This is a genomic window from Aeromonas sp. 96A, assembly GCF_051919165.1.
GTDB lineage: Bacteria > Pseudomonadota > Gammaproteobacteria > Enterobacterales > Aeromonadaceae > Aeromonas > Aeromonas veronii.
In genome coordinates, this window is sequence record NZ_JBQBFE010000001.1 from 4,349,013 (window position 1) to 4,364,797 (window position 15,785).

Annotated in this window: 13 protein-coding genes, 1 tRNA gene and 1 riboswitch; of the genes, 7 read left to right on the forward strand and 7 right to left on the reverse strand. The window is 59.4% G+C overall.

Annotated features, from left to right (window positions below; genetic code table 11):
* Positions 1-7: 7 nt before the first annotated feature.
* Positions 8-844: a formyltetrahydrofolate deformylase gene (gene purU, locus ACTG2W_RS20250; protein ID WP_019445959.1), complete on the reverse strand. Its 837-nt coding sequence runs from the start codon at positions 842-844 to the stop codon at positions 8-10.
* 259 nt (positions 845-1,103) lie between these two features.
* Positions 1,104-1,260: riboswitch (FMN riboswitch) on the forward strand.
* A 104-nt stretch (positions 1,261-1,364) separates the two neighbouring features.
* Between purU and ribB the strand changes: the two genes are divergently transcribed.
* The gene (gene ribB, locus ACTG2W_RS20255; protein ID WP_005334344.1) at positions 1,365-2,018 is read left to right on the forward strand and encodes a 3,4-dihydroxy-2-butanone-4-phosphate synthase; all 654 of its coding nucleotides are present in this window, start codon (positions 1,365-1,367) and stop codon (positions 2,016-2,018) included.
* A gap of 225 nt (positions 2,019-2,243) precedes the next feature.
* Complete coding sequence (locus ACTG2W_RS20260) at positions 2,244-2,486, forward strand: Lpp/OprI family alanine-zipper lipoprotein (RefSeq protein ID WP_005334342.1); 243 nt, start codon at positions 2,244-2,246, stop codon at positions 2,484-2,486.
* A 172-nt stretch (positions 2,487-2,658) separates the two neighbouring features.
* Here ACTG2W_RS20260 and ACTG2W_RS20265 read toward each other — a convergent pair whose 3' ends face one another.
* Entirely contained in the window at positions 2,659-3,507 is an 849-nt protein-coding gene (locus ACTG2W_RS20265; RefSeq protein WP_106842639.1) for a tetratricopeptide repeat protein, read from the reverse strand.
* Positions 3,504-4,226, reverse strand: a complete 723-nt coding sequence (locus ACTG2W_RS20270) for a 4'-phosphopantetheinyl transferase family protein (RefSeq protein ID WP_106842638.1) — start codon at positions 4,224-4,226, stop codon at positions 3,504-3,506. The genes ACTG2W_RS20265 and ACTG2W_RS20270 overlap by 4 nt, the downstream gene beginning before the upstream one ends.
* Before the next feature lie 275 nt (positions 4,227-4,501).
* Here ACTG2W_RS20270 and ACTG2W_RS20275 point away from each other — a divergent pair, with 275 nt between their 5' ends.
* The 4 genes from ACTG2W_RS20275 (at position 4,502) to ACTG2W_RS20290 (ending at position 8,742) form a co-directional block, all read left to right on the forward strand.
* Positions 4,502-4,990, forward strand: coding sequence for a C40 family peptidase (locus tag ACTG2W_RS20275; RefSeq protein WP_005334331.1), 489 nt, complete (start codon positions 4,502-4,504; stop codon positions 4,988-4,990).
* A gap of 148 nt (positions 4,991-5,138) precedes the next feature.
* Complete coding sequence (rlmF, locus tag ACTG2W_RS20280) at positions 5,139-6,110, forward strand: 23S rRNA (adenine(1618)-N(6))-methyltransferase RlmF (protein WP_106842637.1); 972 nt, start codon at positions 5,139-5,141, stop codon at positions 6,108-6,110.
* Between the two features lie 245 nt (positions 6,111-6,355).
* A complete protein-coding gene (locus ACTG2W_RS20285; protein ID WP_019445964.1) occupies positions 6,356-7,081 on the forward strand; it encodes a MaoC family dehydratase in 726 nt (241 codons plus the stop codon).
* 245 nt (positions 7,082-7,326) lie between these two features.
* Positions 7,327-8,742, forward strand: coding sequence for an SLC13 family permease (locus ACTG2W_RS20290; RefSeq protein WP_106842636.1), 1,416 nt, complete (start codon positions 7,327-7,329; stop codon positions 8,740-8,742).
* 116 nt (positions 8,743-8,858) lie between these two features.
* Here ACTG2W_RS20290 and ACTG2W_RS20295 read toward each other — a convergent pair whose 3' ends face one another.
* Both ACTG2W_RS20295 and ACTG2W_RS20300 read right to left on the reverse strand, forming a co-directional pair.
* Positions 8,859-9,845: a DUF481 domain-containing protein gene (locus tag ACTG2W_RS20295; protein ID WP_058055848.1), complete on the reverse strand. Its 987-nt coding sequence runs from the start codon at positions 9,843-9,845 to the stop codon at positions 8,859-8,861.
* A gap of 39 nt (positions 9,846-9,884) precedes the next feature.
* The gene (locus ACTG2W_RS20300) at positions 9,885-10,793 is read right to left on the reverse strand and encodes a L,D-transpeptidase family protein (RefSeq protein WP_233267152.1); all 909 of its coding nucleotides are present in this window, start codon (positions 10,791-10,793) and stop codon (positions 9,885-9,887) included.
* A gap of 439 nt (positions 10,794-11,232) precedes the next feature.
* On the opposite strand from ACTG2W_RS20300, the gene ACTG2W_RS20305 reads away from it, so the two are divergent.
* Positions 11,233-11,322, forward strand: a tRNA-Ser gene (locus ACTG2W_RS20305).
* An 86-nt stretch (positions 11,323-11,408) separates the two neighbouring features.
* On the opposite strand, the gene ACTG2W_RS20310 is transcribed toward ACTG2W_RS20305, so the two are convergent.
* Together ACTG2W_RS20310 and ACTG2W_RS20315 are read right to left on the reverse strand one after the other, a co-directional pair.
* Complete coding sequence (locus ACTG2W_RS20310) at positions 11,409-14,543, reverse strand: multidrug efflux RND transporter permease subunit (RefSeq protein ID WP_106842634.1); 3,135 nt, start codon at positions 14,541-14,543, stop codon at positions 11,409-11,411.
* A gap of 15 nt (positions 14,544-14,558) precedes the next feature.
* Positions 14,559-15,716, reverse strand: a complete 1,158-nt coding sequence (locus tag ACTG2W_RS20315) for an efflux RND transporter periplasmic adaptor subunit (protein ID WP_106842633.1) — start codon at positions 15,714-15,716, stop codon at positions 14,559-14,561.
* Positions 15,717-15,785 lie beyond the last annotated feature (69 nt).

Here is a 15,785-nt window from a genome sequence, read left to right on the forward strand (position 1 = left end):
GGGCGGATTACTTGAAGACCACCGTCTTGTTGCCGTAGACGAACACCCGCTCGTTCAGTACCAGCTCCAGCGCGCGGCTCAGCACCGATTTCTCCACATCCCGACCCGCCTTGGCCATGTCGTCCGCACTGAAGGCGTGACCGACGTGGATCACGTCCTGTTCGACGATGGGGCCTTCATCCAGATCGTCGGTCACGAAGTGGGCGGTGGCACCGATCAGCTTGACGCCGCGATCAAACGCCTGCCGGTAGGGGCGGGCACCGATGAAGGCGGGCAGGAAGGAGTGGTGGATGTTGAGGATCTTGCGCGGATAGGCCTCGACGAAGCTCGGGGTCAGCACCCGCATATACTTGGCCAGGATCACATAGTCAGGCTCATAGCTGTCGATAATGGCGCGAACCTGCTCTTCATGTTCGGTCCGGCTCAGATCATCGTGACTGACGGTGTGGAACGGGATATCGAACTTGCCGGTGAGCTCGGCCAGGGTGTCGTAGTTGCCGATCACCGCGACGATATCCATATCCAGCGCGCCCGCGTAGTTCTTCATCAGAATATCGCCGAGGCAGTGGGTCTCTTTGGTCACCAGGATGACGATGCGCTTCTTGCCCGCCTTGACCAGACGGCGCTGGGCGCCGGTGGGCAGGGCATCATCGAGGTCGGCCAGCAGGGTCTCGTCGTTGAAGCGCCCCTCCAGCTCGGTACGCATAAAGAAGCGGCCATTCTCGTGATCCACAAACTCATCGTTCTTGATGATGTTGAGCTGGTGCTTGTAGCAGATGTTGGTGATCTTGGCGATGAGCCCTTTGGCATCCGGGCAATCCGTGAGCAGTATTTTCTTTTCCATCTCTGTCATTTTCCGTTTGTGGTGTTGGCGCTGCTGTCTGCGCCGGCAGCGTTGTTCAGGCTCTCTTTTCGGGCCCTGTTTTTTGGTTTCGGGAACTATGCCATAAACCGATCCGCGCCATAAAGAAATTCGCCAGTCACTGTCTTTCGTGCTGGTGAGCGGGCCGCAGAGCGGGATCCCGGGCGCAATGTTGAAACGCTTTTCAGCCTGCGGGGGATTTTGGCTGGTATCTGCAACCGTTTTTCTTTAGGCTGTCTGCGCTTATTCTCAGGGCGGGGTGCAATTCCCCACCGGCGGTATCCCGATTGACTCGGGGAGCCCGCGAGCGCCCGACTTGGCTGATTGCCGGGTCGGGGTCAGCAGATCCGGTGAGATGCCGGAGCCGACGGTCATAGTCCGGATGAAAGAGGATAAGACAGACCTTGCCGTGTTGGCCCTTGTGGGCTGGCCGCTGCATGCCCGTCTCTGTCTGCCTTTCCATGCCCTGATTCTGGTCCTTGTCTTGTTTAGGAGTTTTACCATGAATCAGTCTCTACTCAGTGAATTCGGTGATCCCGTTGCCCGTGTCGAAGCGGCCCTGTCTGCCTTGCGTGCCGGAGGCGGCGTGCTGGTGGCCGACGATGAAGATCGGGAGAACGAGGGCGACCTCATTTTCGCCGCCGAATCCATGACCAATGAACAGATGGCGCTGATGATCCGCGAGTGCTCCGGCATCGTCTGCCTCTGCCTGCCCGACGAGCGGGTTCGCCAGCTCGAACTGCCGATGATGGTGGAGGCCAACTCCAGCCACTACCAGACCGCCTTTACCGTGACCATCGAAGCGGCGCAGGGGGTCACGACCGGTGTCTCGGCGGCTGATCGCATCACCACTATTCGTGCAGCCATCGCTGACGGCGCCAAACCGGGCGATCTGCACCGCCCGGGTCATGTTTTCCCTTTGCGTGCGCGAACCGGTGGGGTGCTTACCCGCCGTGGTCATACCGAAGCGACGGTCGATCTGATGCAGCTGGCTGGTCTCAAACCGTTTGGTGTGTTGTGTGAATTGACCAAAGAAGATGGCTCGATGGCGCGTCTGCCAGATCTGGTTGCGTTCGGTCGCAAGCACCAGATGCCGGTGCTGACCATCGAGGATCTGGTGCAATATCGTCAATTGTTGTCAGAACGTACAGCCTGAGCCTCATACGAAATTGTAATAAGGCAAAAATTTGGTTAACCTTTGTCCGTGCCCCCACCACACGGCACTCATTTTTTAGACGAATCTGGACAAAAACTGTTCATTCAAAAAAAAATGAGGGTTTTAATGCATTTATCTGTGGTGGGGACTATGCAAAGTAGGATTTTTTTGTGCCATAATCACGCCGCTTGCTAAACGTCTGGCGAGTTCAAGGGAGCTTTAAAAATGAAAAAATTGTTGTTGGTAGGTGTTGTTGGTCTGTCCGCTCTGCTGGGCGGTTGTGCAAACACCAGCGAACTGGAAACTTCCGTTCAGAATCTGTCTAACAAAGTTGACCAACTGGCTCAAGATGTTAGCGCAGTTCGTGCTGATCAGTCCAAAATCGCTGCTGATGTTGCCGAAGCCAAGCAAGAAGCTATGCGTGCTAACCAGCGCATCGACAACATGGCTACTTCCTACAAGAAGTAATCCATGCGAAAAAAATGGCGCAGTTTTGCGCCATTTTTTTTTGCCTGAAATTCACCGTATCTCCACTATTCCCACCGCAACTTATTTCCACAATACCTTCTTCGTACTTGACCCATGAGGTCATGCCGGTGTCCCGGCACTCCCCCATCATTACCAGCCAGTTCGATTCCGATCAGTAGAGCAGACTATAGAGTTTGCGACGGTAGCTCTGTGCCGCCGGTGTGCTGCCCATGGTCGCCAGAATATCGAGATAGGTCTTTCTGGCATCGCCGAATGCCAAATCCCGCTTGAGGATCTCCAGCAGCAGTCCCAACGCCTCTTCCTGACGGCCTGCCTGGTTGTATTGCACTGCCAGCTCCTGAGCCAGGGCAAAATCATCGGGCTGTTCTGCATGACGGGCTTCCAGCGCGCGCAGCTCCGGGCTGTCTGCCGCTTGCAGGGCCAGCGCCAGCCGTGAGCTCAGGGTATGGAAGTGACCATCCTGCGCCGCCATCGGGATGGTGCCGAGTCGCTCCTGTGCTTCATCCAGCAGGTTGAGGTCGAGCGCAGCTTGAATGAGCCACAGGCTGATGTCGTGACGTTCAGGAGCCAGCTGGTGTGTCTTGGTCAGATGGGCATAGGCGATGCTGGGCTGCTCGTCAGCCAGTGCTTGTTGCCCCTTGGCCAGCAACTCTTCCTCTTCTTTGGGGGCGAAGGCGGCGAAATACTGGCGCAGGGTGGCTTCATCCTGCGGTCCTTCGATGATCCCCTGCTCGTCAGGGCGACCCTGATGGAACAGCACTAATGCGGGCAGGGCGCGCAGGCCGAGCTGGCTGGCTAGCGGCTGCAACTGGGGATCGTTCATATCCACCTTGGCCAGGGTGACCTGCTCATTGGCGGGCCCAACCAGTGATTCGATCAGCGGTGTCATCCCCTGGCACTCCGGCATCTGCGGAGCATGGAAATAGATGACGACCGGCTTCTTCATGGACGCATCGATAAGTTCAGCGTGAAAATTCTGGGGAGTAATGTCGACGATCATGAGTTGGACTCTTCAGAAAGGGTGTTGAGTAACATGGGGTTAAGCGAGTGGCAATTCAAGCGCTCATCCAGCCGGTAAAAGGTCACGGGGGCTGCCGTCGCCGCGAGGCTGAGCCAGCCGCTGGCAAAGGGCCAATCCTGTACCTGATAAGGGGTGTCATCGAGCCGGTTGTCGAGTCGCCATCCTTCCTCCGGGATAAATCGTACCTTCTCCAGCCCCGCCGCTATGCCGCCACCGTGGGCTTTCAGTACCGCCTCCTTGCGCGACCAGAGCCGGTAGAAGGCACTCTCCTGCTCTTGGGCAGGCAGTGCGCAGAGCCACTCATATTCACTCTGTGCATAAAACCGGCGGGCCAGGGGGAGGGGATGATGCCGCCGTTTGCCCAGTTCGATATCCACCCCAAGCGGCCCATGCGGGCAGAGCGCCAACACCAGCCAGCTGCCACTGTGGCTCAGATTGAACTGCCAAGCATCATCATGTAGTCGGGGCTTGCCGTGGGGGCCGTTGCAAAATTGCAGACTGGCGGCAGGTTGTTGCAGCCGCTCAGCCAATAGCTGGCGTAGCAGGGCGCGGCTCACCAGATATTCCTGACGCCGTTCAGGATGGGTCATGGCTTGCCAGATATGCTGCTCATCGGTTGACAGCCATTCAGGCAATTGAGCAAGCAGGTCCTGGCATACCCTGGCCGGTTTTAACAAAAAAAGATCGGTTTCGATCATGATTTTTCACTTTAAAAAGGTGCTGAAGCAGGGATAAAAGCCAGTTATCTATGAGGCTCAAGGCTCTTTTTGCGATTGTATATTGTTTGGGCATGATCACATTAATTATGAAAAATCGTGCATTTCCTTGCAAAAATGTGAGCTTGATAGGGATTTTCACTTGCCTCGATAGAATTCTTGGATATAGTCGGGTGCTGTTGCCTTATAAATTGCCCTTTGGGGCCGTATTTTAACAAGATTTACTATTTAGCGGGGATAAAGGATTGCGCCACCTGATGCTACTGCTGGTCGCGCTCGGAATGGTGGGTTGTGCCTCGGCACCCCAACCCGAGGTCGCGAGCAAGATCGAAGTTTCCATGGTTGAACCTGTCATCGAACCGGAAGCTTCCCAGACACCCGATGTGAATGAAATCCTGACTGTATATAAAGAGTGGCGTGGTGTTCCGTACCGGATGGGTGGCAGCAGCCAGCGCGGTATCGACTGTTCCGCCTTTGCCCGTGAAGTGTTCCGCAATGCCGTCGGTATCGAATTACCCCGCGATACCCGCTCCCAAGTCCATGAAGGGACGCGGGTTTCCAAGCAGGATCTGGTCGAGGGTGACCTGGTCTTCTTCAAAATCAATCGTCGTCTCAACCACGTTGGTATCTATGTCGGCAATGGTGAATTCATCCATGCCTCGACCCGAGCCGGTGTGACGCGCTCCAAGCTGGATAGCCAATATTGGCGCAACAAGTTCTGGCAAGCTCGCCGGATCGATATCTGAGTCAGGCTGGACAAACGGCTCGCAGTACGGACTGTTTTTCCAACCTCACTTGAACCGGGCTCGATAGCCCGGTTTTTTATTGCCCTCGTTTAGACTTTCCCGAGTCAAATCACTATAGTGTGGGCCCGTTTTCTTCGGCAGGCTCAGCATGAAACCCCGCATCCCATCAGCCGGTGGCCCCAAGTCGGGCGACCGCAAATCCGGACTTCACTCCCGTAATCGCCATCAGGTGGGTTACGACTTTGAGGCGCTCTGCCTGCGAACTCCCGAATTGGCCGCTCATGTCGTTATCAATGACTACGGCACCCGCACCATCGATTTTTCCAATCCCGATGCAGTGAAGACCCTCAATCGCGCCCTGCTGGCCCATCACTACGGAATTGCCCACTGGGACTTGCCTGCCGGTTACCTCTGCCCGCCTATCCCGGGACGGGTGGACTACCTGCACTGGGCGGCCGACCTGTTGGCCGAGAGCGCAGGCCAGCTCCCTACCGGCAAGGGGGTGAGGGTGCTGGATATCGGGGTGGGGGCAAACTGCATCTATCCGCTGCTCGGCTGCCGCGAATATGGCTGGCGTTTTGTGGGATCGGATATCGATCCGGTCTCGGTCAAGGCGGCCACCCTGCTGGCCAAGAGCAACGGACTCGGCAACCAGATTGAGAGTCGTCTGCAGGGCAACCCCAACCATGTGTTTCGCGGCATCATAGGGCCAAAGGAGCGCTTCGCCCTGACGCTGTGCAATCCGCCGTTCCACGCGTCGCTGGAAGAGGCGAGCAAGGGGACGGAGCGCAAGCTGCGCAATCTGGGCAAGGAGGTGACAGGCGCCCCTGTGCTTAATTTTGGCGGCCAGAAGGCCGAGCTCTGGTGCGAAGGGGGCGAGGCGGCGTTTCTGGCCAACATGATTGCCCAGAGCAAGGAGTTTGCCACTCAGTGTCTCTGGTTCAGCTCGCTGGTGTCGAAAAAAGAGAACCTGCCGGGGGCGAAAAAGGCGTTGAGCCGGGTGGGGGCGCGTCAGGTACGGGTGATCGACATGGCGCAGGGCAACAAGGTGAGCCGGATCCTCGCCTGGTCCTTCCTGGATGAAGAGGGATTGCGTAGCGGCTGGTCGAGCGCGCGCTGAGTCCCCACCACAAGGCCCGATGAGGGCCTTTTTTCATGATGAGCCCCGCAAATTTCCCCTGCTGGCGGCATCTTTGGCAATCGATTTCCTCATTGGCAGATCGTGCTGGTTTACATGGTGTAAGTAGTTACTTCCGCCTTGGTACAGGTGTACGCCGAGATTTTTTTGCACTTACAGCTGAAACTTTAATAAAATAGGACTGGTTAGACCTCTTTACAGGCATTGAATTAAATAGGGATCGGTAGATGAAAGTTGTCGATTTTCTGAAGCGCAAGCGCGAAATTCTGGCGCAGCACCCCTTTGAGCTCAAGGATTGGCTCTCTCCGGCGATCCGCGACTACTGGCGTGAGTTTCAGCAAAAGGCACATCTTCATCCTTTGCTGGGGCGTGTGCTGGACTTGCAAGCCGAGTCCCAGAGCGAGCAGCAACAGGATGCAGCAACCGTGGCACAAGTAGCCAACGGTCAGCCTGCCGTGGCTCAGGAACCCGCAGTTGAGCTGGGGGCCGAGGCGGCCGAGCTCTATGCCGCCCTGCAGGCTCGCATTGGTGAAGAGACTCATGTCGGCGAGTGGCTGCACGTCAGCCAGCAGATGATCGATCAGTTTGCTGCCGTGACCGGGGATCACCAGTGGATCCACACCGATCCGGAGCGTGCGGCCGCCGAGTCGCCTTTCAAGACCACCATCGCCCACGGATTCCTGACCCTGGCGCTGCTGCCGCAGTTGACCGGCTCGGTCGATGAGGCCACCCCCGAGTTCCCGACCGCCCGCATGGTGGTGAACTTCGGGCTGGATCAGGTGCGCTTCCCGTACCCCATCAAGGTGGACAGCAACATCCGCGCCCGCACCAAGCTGGCCCGGGTCACCCCCATCAAGGGTGGGCTGGAGCTGCTCAAAGAGATCAAGGTGGAGATCGAAGGGATCCGCCGCCCAGGTTGCGTCATCGAGTCGGTGACCCGCATCTACTTCTGAGCCCCCTCATCGGCATGAATGGTGAAACGGGCCCGCTGTCGTGTGCAACGAACAGCGGGCCCGTTTTTTTGCCTGTTTGTTGCAAGGGTTGAGGCGTCAGCCATCGCGCGCTGACCCCAGCTTGATATGACTCACAAAACGGTGCGCCGTGCAGTTAGCCAGCTCTCATTTTGGCGAGATAGCCGCGTGAGGCGATAGCATGTTATGCCACTATTGGCTTCTTACTCCCGATCCTGGAGACAATAGTGCCCATCAATAACAAGATTATTCTGCCACTGCTGCTGAGCCTCACCCTCCTGCTGATCCCGACCCACTGGATCCCGCTGGAGGGGATCACCGTCATCGAGCAGCGGGTCGTGGCCATTTTCGTGCTGGCCGCCCTCTGCTGGATCCTGGAGCCCATCCCTATCTTTGCTACCTCGGTGCTGATCATCGTGCTGGAGCTGCTGCTGCTCTCCGACAAGGGGCTCTGGTTCATGACTGCCGACAAGGCTGAACCGGGGTTTGGGGAGCTGCTCAAGTCCACCGAGGTGATGGCGACGTTTGCCTCGCCGGTCATCATGCTGTTTCTCGGTGGTTTTTTCCTCGCCATTGCGGCGACCAAGTACCATCTGGACGTCAATCTGGCGCGGGTGCTGCTGCGCCCGTTTGGTCAGGATCCACGGATCGTCATGCTGGGGCTGATGCTGATCACCGCCACCTTCTCCATGTTTATGAGCAATACCGCCACCACCGCCATGATGCTGGCCATCCTTACCCCGGTGCTGGCGGCGTTCCCCGACAAGGACCCGGCCAAAATCGGCTTTGTGCTGGCCATTCCGCTGGCGGCCAATCTCGGCGGGATCGGCACTCCCATCGGCACTCCGCCCAACGCAGTGGCCCTCAAATACCTGACCGGCGAGCATGCCATCTCGTTCGGCCAGTGGATGGGATTTGCGGTGCCCTTTGTGGTATTGCTGTTGCTGCTTGGCTGGTTCCTGCTGGGGCGCTTCTTCCCGAGCACCCTCAAGCGAATGGATCTCAAGATTGAGGGGCGCTTTATGCAGACCCCTCGTGCCTGGGTGGTCTACCTCACATTTATCACCACCATAGTGCTCTGGCTGCTGGGGGATCTGCACGGCATGAGCTCCTACGTGGTCGCCATGATCCCGGTGGCGGTGTTCCTGACCACCGGCATCATCACCAAGGACGATCTGCACAAGATCTCCCTCGATGTGCTCTGGCTGGTGTCGGGCGGTATCGCGCTGGGGCTGGCGCTGGAGGACTCCGGGTTGGCCGAGCGGCTCATCACCCATATTCCGTTCCACGAGTACTCCACGCTGGCGGTGCTGATTGGTGCCTGTCTGCTGGCGGTGGTGATGGCCAACTTTATGTCCAACACCGCAACCGCCAATCTGTTGCTGCCACTGGTAGCGGCACTGGCAGTCAGCATGCCGGAGCTGGCAGAGTGGGGCGGCAGCCACACCTTGATCCTGGCGGTTACTATTTCGGTTTCGCTCGGGATGTCGCTGCCCATCAGTACCCCGCCCAATGCGCTGGCCCACGCCACCGGTCTGGTGGAGAGTCACCAGATGGTGCGCATCGGCGTCATCATGGGGCTGGTCGGCACCCTGCTGGCGATGGTATGGATCTACCAGATTGCCGCTTGGGGGCTGATCTGAGCGTACGGCCGGTTTCTCATCTGTTGCCTGCTCCATCATCGGAGAAGTGCCATGGCAGGTGATGACCAAAACAGAAAGAGGAGCCAACTTGGCTCCTCTTTCTGTTTACAGTTGACTCAGAAACTGGCGCCCAGATTGAGCAGGTGCCTGAATTCGGTCTCTTTGTACTTTTGCTCGAGACCGACGAAATGCACTTCGCCATCTTCCCACTCCATCTCGCTCGACCAGGAGAGGCGCAGGTGGTCGTTGAAGTAGTAGCGCAGGCCCACGCTGCCGGTCACATCTCGATTCAGAGTGATATAGGGTGAGGGTTGATCCAGATAGAGCAGATAGCGCCCCTGACTGAACAGCTCCAGTTTTTCCCGCCATATCGGGATGGGTTGGCGATAATCCCAGTTCATGCTGGCAAAGGGGTAGTCGATGATCCGGTTGCCTTTGAAGAGCAACCCAATCCCGCTCTCTTCTCTGAAGTAGGCCTTGCGCAGACCCCCTTGCGCCACGAACTCCAGCCGACGGCGCTTCTCGTTCCAGAAGCGGTAACCCGGCCCGGTACCATAGTCGAGGCTGAGGTAGTTGCTTTCCAGCATGTCATATTCGGCATTGAGCGAGCTGCGCACAAACCACTGCTGATCGAAAAAGTAGTCAATGGTCGGGTTCAGTTTGTAGTCGTGGTTATCGGTGACGCTGTCAGACGTTTCGTAGGAGTACTCTCCGGAGAAGCTGTAGCGCCAGTCCAGATTGGCCAACTCGGTCTTGCCCTTGAAGTTGACGTTGTTGGTGTGCTTGTCCTTGTGTTTGAGCTTGATGTTGAGATCGCCACTACCGGTCCAGAGCCAGGCCTTGCGTTCATCCTGCTCATCCTTGAACAGGGTGAATCCACCTTTGGCGGTCGCCTTGGGTTTATCCTGATGCTCTAGTCGCCAGCGCTTGATGGCATCCCGCTTGACGGTAACGGCACCGGTATAGGGCAAAGAGATGCGTACCGACTCATCGCCAATCTCTTCGATGGTACCGGTCAGACGATCGCCATTGTTCATCCAGAGGATGTCTTTTGCCCACAGGGGATGGCAGATCACCATGAGTATGAGAGGCAGGTATTTCATGAGGTAAGGTGACTCCGGTGCGACTCGGGCGCTGGTGACTTAGCCACTGACAAGTTGGCTGCTGATGGGGCGGGGCAGGCCGTTTTTGCTCTCCAGCGCCGCCGTCACCTCATCCTGCATCACGTCAGGTGCGCTGATAAAGCTCTCTATGGCCGGTGATAACATCAGCGGGGCGCCATTTTCAAGCTCCTCTTCGGTGCGAGAGAGCGGGGAGTGTACCTCCAGCCAGCGCCGACCATCCGGTTCGATGGCTACCTTGACCGGTTGATTGATGACCCGTACCGGCGTGCCGATCGGCACAATCTTGAACAGGGCCTCAATATCGTCAGGTCGCAGCCGGATGCAGCCTGCACTTACACGCAGGCCAACGCCAAAATCCTTGTTGGTGCCGTGGATCAGGTAGTCGCGCTTGCCATAGCCAAGGCGCATGGCGAACTTGCCAAGGGGATTCTCCGGGCCGGGGGGCACCACGGCGGGCAGGGTGATCCCTTTTTGCTCCAGCCAGGATTTGCGCACCATGGGGCCGGGCACCCAGGTCGGGTTGGGATTCTTCTCGATGACGGTGGTGGTCATCTCCGGAGTCTCGCGGCCGATATCACCAATCCCGATGGGCAGCACGATGACCTCGTTCTTCCCTTTGGGGAAGTAGTAGAGGCGCAGTTCGGGCAGATTGATGACGATCCCCTCTCGAGGCACATCAGGCAGCAGCATCTGGGTGGGCAGCGTCAAGCGGGTACCCGGCTTGGGTAAATAGGGATCTACACCCGGATTTGCTTCAAGCAGCGCCAAAAATCCAATTTGCGTATTTTTTCCAACCAGTTCCAGATGTTCATTCTGCTGGATGATGTAATCCTCCAGCTCACCGATGAGGCGACTCCCGGCAGGTGGCAGCGGGTAGCGTTTGGCCTCTGCCGGCGCGGCGCAGAGCAGGATCGCTGCCAGTAGCATGGAAAGGGCGGGCGTTAAGGGTAGGGGCTTGAGTTTCGGCAATCGCATAAGGAGATCCATCAGTTCAATCGGGGCGGAACATCATCAACACAGCCGCCAGAATGGCGCGATTGTTCCTCAATCAGCCCATGATTACCAGCTTGCCGCGCACAAGCAATGATGTGGGGATACATAGGAAACCGGCCAAAATCGGCATCACCCATAAATTTGAGCGCCAAGCAGGAAAAAGAGACGCCTGATGGCAATGGGGCAATATCACGATATGGATAATGGCCGGGTGTGCGAGAGGGTTAATGTCGGGTGGATGCAGGGGGGCCTTGCAACGCGAACAGCACGCGCCGCATTGTGAGCCCGCTCCCAGATATCTGATTCAGCCATTTGATATCTAAGAAATTTTTATTGCATCCTCGGCCCAGCTTGGGTAAAACTCTCTCCCCACGGAGAGATGCCGGAGTGGCCGAACGGGATTGACTCGAAATCAATTGTGGCAGCAATGCCACCCAGGGTTCGAATCCCTGTCTCTCCGCCACATACCAAGCCCAACCTGTTTAGCAGGTTGGGCTTTTTCTTTTTGGTGATGTGCTGAGGACTATCCGGCCGCCTGTGTATCTGTGGTCATCGAGCCGCATGAATGCTGTTGGATGCTCGCCGTGCCTGCCAGGAGTGCAGGCGCTGCTGCGCCCCGATGATGAAGACAAAAAAGACCGGTACGAAGAAGATGGCCAGCAGGGTGCCGCTGATCATGCCGCCGAACACGCCGGTGCCGATGGCATGCTGGGTCTCCGCGCTGGCGCCACTGGCGAGCATCAAGGGCACCACGCCGAGGGTGAAGGCCAGCGACGTCATCAGAATGGGGCGCAGGCGCAGGCGGGCAGCAGTGACAGCCGCATCAAGCAGCGAGCGCCCTTCACTGTGCAACTGGCGCGCAAACTCCACGATGAGGATGGCGTTCTTGGCCGACAGGCCGATGATGGTGATCATGCCTACTTTAAAGAAGACGTCGTTGGGCATGCCGCGCAGCATCACGGCCGCGACAGCACCGAGCAGGCCCAGCGGCACCACCAGCATCACCGAGAGCGGGATCGACCAGCTTTCATAGAGTGCCGCCAGCACCAGGAAGACCACCAGTGCCGACAACAGCATCAGCAGGGGGGCCTGCTCGGCCGACTGGCGCTCTTGCAACGACTGTCCCGTCCAGGCCAGGGCGAAGCCTGGCGGCAATTGCGCCACCAGACGCTCCATCTCCGCCATCGCCGCTCCGCTGGAGATGCCGGGCGCTGCCCCTCCGGCAATACGCACGGCAGGGAAGCCATCGAAGCGCATCATCTGTTGCGGCGATTCGCGCCATTCCGGTGTCACCACCTCCCGCAGGGGGACCATGCCGCCGCTGGCATTGCGCACCCGCAGGCCGAGCACATCATCGAGCTGCATGCGCGCCGACGCGTCTGCCTGCAGAATGACCTGCTGCATGTGCCCGCCGTTGGGGAAGTCGTTGACGTAGAGCGACCCCATCGCGGCCGACAGGGTACTGCTCACGCTGGCGAACGAGAGTCCCATGGCTTCGGCCTTCTGTCGGTTGATCTCGAGGTGAATGCTCTCGCCGGGAGGCAGATTGTCGGGATACACATCACTGACTACCTGGCTTTTGGCGGCCAGTTCCTGCAGTTGGGCCTGAGCGGCCAGCAGCGCGGCTTCCTCCCGATTGGCCCTGTCTTGCAGGAACAGGGTGAAGCCGGAGGCGGTGCCCAGCTCGTCGATGGCGGGCGGCAGCAGGCTCATTACCGTGCCTTCAGGAATATTTGCCATAGCCGCTTGTGCCAGATCTGCCTCTTCGGCTGCCGTGGCGCCATGACGCTGATCCCAATCTTTGAGCATGGTGAAGGCCATGGCGGCATTGGGGCCTGCGCCGGAGAAGCTGAAGCCCTGCACCACCAGGTTGGTGTCCAGCGCCTCGCGAGAGGCGACGTGAGCCTCGAAGGCCTTGACCACCTCAAGAGTACGCTCGCTGGTGGCGCCGGTCGGCAGCTGGATGGAGGTCATGAAGTAACCCTGATCCTCGTCTGGCAGGAAAGAGGAGGGCAGCTGGGCGGCGGCGATGGCCAGCGCGGCGCAGAGGGCGGCAAAGGTTGCCATCATCCGTCCGCTGCGCCCGACCAGCCGGGTTACCCGCGCACCGTAGCCTGCCGTGAACCGCTCGAAACCCCGGTTGAAGGCACCGAAGAAGCCGCGTTTCTCATGATGATCCGGACTGACCGGACGCAGCAGGGTGGCGCAGAGCGCGGGCGTCAGGGTCAGGGCGAGGAAGGCCGAAATGAGGATCGACACCGCCATCGATAGGGTGAACTGCTGGTAGATGACCCCCACCGAGCCGCTGCCAAACGCCATGGGAAGGAACACCGCCGTGAGCACCAAGGTGATGCCGATCACCGCCCCGGTGATCTCTTTCATGGCTTGCGACGTCGCCTCCCTGGGCGACAGCCCCCGGGTGGCCATCAGGCGCTCGACGTTCTCTACTACCACGATGGCGTCGTCGACTATGATGCCGATGGCCAGCACCATGCCGAACATGGTGAGGGAGTTGATCGAAAAACCGGCCAGCAGCATCACCGCGAAGGTGCCAAGCAGAGCGATGGGGGCGACGATGGCCGGGATCAGGGTGTAGCGCAGGTTCTGCAGGAAGAGAAACATCACCAGAAACACCAGCACCATGGCTTCCAGCAAGGTATGGATCACCTTTTCGATGGAGACCTTGACGAAAGGGGCCGAGTCAAAGGGGATCGAATAGGCCATGCCCGCCGGCAGGGTGGGGGCGAGCTGGGCGAGACGGGTGCGCACCGCATCTGCGGTACGCACGGCGTTGGCGCCGGGGGAGAGCTGGATGGCGGCGCTGGTGGCGGCCACGCCATTCTCCCGGTTGGAAAAGGCGTAGGATTGCGCCCCCAGCTCGACCCGGGCGACATCACCCAGCATCAGCTTGGCGCCATCACCACCGGCTCGCAGCACGATGGCGGCGAATGCCTCGGGGGTCGTCAGCTGCCCCTGAACCGTGAGGGGAACCGTCAGGCGCTGCCCCGGCAGGGCGGGTTCATCACCGAGGCGTCCCGGGGCAATCTGGATGTTCTGCTGCTCGATGGCCTGTGCCACCTCGCCAATGGTCAGCCCGTAGGCGGCGAGTTTGGCCGGATCTACCCAGATGCGCATGGCCTGCTCGGCGCCGAACAGCTGCACTCGTCCTACCCCGTCGATGCGGCGCAGCTCCTGCACAATATTGCGTGCCATGTAGTCGTTGAGGGCAACCTCATCGAAGCGGCCATCCGGTGAGGTCATGCCGACCATCATCAGAAAGCCGGATGAGGCGGACTCCACCTGCAGGCCGGTTTGCCGCACCGCTTGTGGCAAGCGAGGCTCGACCGCCTTGATGCGGTTTTGCACGTCCATCTGCGCAAGCTCCGGATCGGTGCCCGGCTTGAAGGTAGCAGTGATCTGCGCGCTGCCCGAGGCGTCCACCGAGGACTCGAAGTAGAGCAGGTTCTTCACTCCCGACAGCTCGCGCTCGATCAGGCTCACCACCGCATCGTTCAGGGTCTGCGGTGTGGCGCCCGGATAGGCGGCATAGAGGGTCACCGACACCGGCGCCACCGAGGGATAGCGGGAGATGGGGAGCTTGGGGATGGCGATGACCCCTGCCAGCACGATGAACAGGGCGATCACCCAGGCAAACACCGGGCGATGGATAAAAAACTGCGGCATGGATAACTCTCCGATTCAGCGAATGCCACCGTCAGCCGGTTGGCTGACAGCGGGTGGTTGCCAGGGGGAGGCAATGACCTGAACTCCCGGGGTCAGACGATCGATCCCTTCGATCACCACCTGTTGCCCGGCACTGAGCCCGGATGCGATGCGGTACTGGCTATTCACCAGTTCAGCGGTGTTGACCGGAACCAGCTGTGCCTGCCCCTGGCCATCCACCACCCACACGCTGGTCTGACCCGATGTGCGCACTACTGCCTGCTGGGGCACGGTCAGGGCGTTGGCATAGCGGGCACGGGGAATGCGCGCCTGCACGTAGAGACCGGGCAACAGCCGCCTCTCGGGATTGTCCACCAGCACCCGCAGCAGCACATCGCCGGTCCCGGCATCGACCTCGATGCCGGAGAAGAGGATGCGCCCCTGCATGCCCAGCGGTGTGCCATTGCTACCGAGGATCTCCACCGCCAGTTCCGGTGCCGTTGAGCCAGCCTGCTGGCGCAGGGATTCCAGCACCGAGGCCGGTTGGCGCACATCGACGTAGACCTGATCGATCTGCTGGATCCGGGCCATGGGGGTGGTATCGGTTGGCGACACCAGGGCCCCTTCACTCACCAGCGCCTGATCGATACGTCCGGCGATGGGGGCCTCTACGCTGGCAAATTGCAGGTTCAGTTGGTGCCGGGCCAGGGTCGCCTTGGCCTGGGCTACATCGGCAGCCGCCTGATCCCGCTGGGAGACCGCATCGTCATAGGTCTGGCGGCTGATGGCGTCGGTGCGCAGCAGCGGCTTCAGGCGGTCAATCTGGATGCGGGCGCGAGCCAGCACGGCCTCGGCCCGTTGCAATGCGGCGGCGGCGCTGTCGACATCGGCCTTGAAGGGGGCCGGGTTTATCTGGAACAGCACTGTGCCTGCGCTGATCTCGGCGCCCTGCTCGAACAGGCGGCGCTGTACGATGCCGCTAATCTGGGCGCGAATGTCGGCGCTGCGCAGTGCCGCCACCCGGGCGGGCAGATCCTCGCTGATGACAAGCTCCCGACCAGTCAGAGTCAGCACCGATACCTGAGGCAGGGCGGGTGCCTCCTGCTCTTGCGGCGCGACATCGCAACCCGCCAACCCGAATGCGGCAATGACGGCGAGCAGGGCGCCCGCATACCGCTGTTTTACAAACATCATCCACTCACCTCGTTAAACCTTCTCTCCGGTGTGATGTGACCGGAGAGTGCATCGAACGGCCATTATGGC